Genomic DNA, 591 nt, shown 5'->3' with positions numbered 1-591 from the left:
CACATTCGATAGCGATTACCCTGCTGATCAATTGATTTTAAATGGTAAAGTAGCCAATGAGAAAGAAACTAAAAAGATTCAATCATATATGGATATTGTTAGAGAAATCGCAGGTACAGATTTACATGCACGAATTGATAGCCAAAACTTTGTACCAACAGCAGCTGGTCTAGCGTCATCTGCAAGTGCTTATGCAGCATTAGCGACTGCATGTAATGAAGCGTTACAACTTAATCTATCAGATAAAGATTTATCACGTTTAGCACGACGTGGTTCTGGCTCAGCTTCACGCAGTATTTTTGGTGGATTTGCGGAATGGGAAAAAGGTCATGATGATGAAACATCTTATGCACATCCTATAGATGCAGATCACTGGGAAGATGAACTTTCAATGATATTTGTGGTCATTAATAATCAATCGAAAAAAGTATCAAGTCGATCTGGGATGTCATTGACACGTGATACGTCACGTTTTTATCAATATTGGTTAGATCATGTCGATGAAGACATTAAAGAGGCTAAACAAGCAATTGAAGCTAAAGACTTTCAACAATTAGGTGAAGTGATAGAGGCCAATGGTCTACGTATGCA

1 protein-coding gene is annotated in these 591 nt (G+C 37.7%); it reads left to right on the top strand.

Going from position 1 to position 591, the window contains the following annotated elements:
* Window positions 1–591: diphosphomevalonate decarboxylase (gene mvaD / locus AB840_RS15620; protein ID WP_048515723.1), on the top strand; the 591-nt coding region annotated here is incomplete at both ends.

Origin of the sequence: Megasphaera cerevisiae DSM 20462, assembly GCF_001045675.1 — a bacterium.
GTDB lineage: Bacteria > Bacillota > Negativicutes > Veillonellales > Megasphaeraceae > Megasphaera > Megasphaera cerevisiae.
This window is presented reverse-complemented; position numbering and strand designations above follow the sequence as displayed.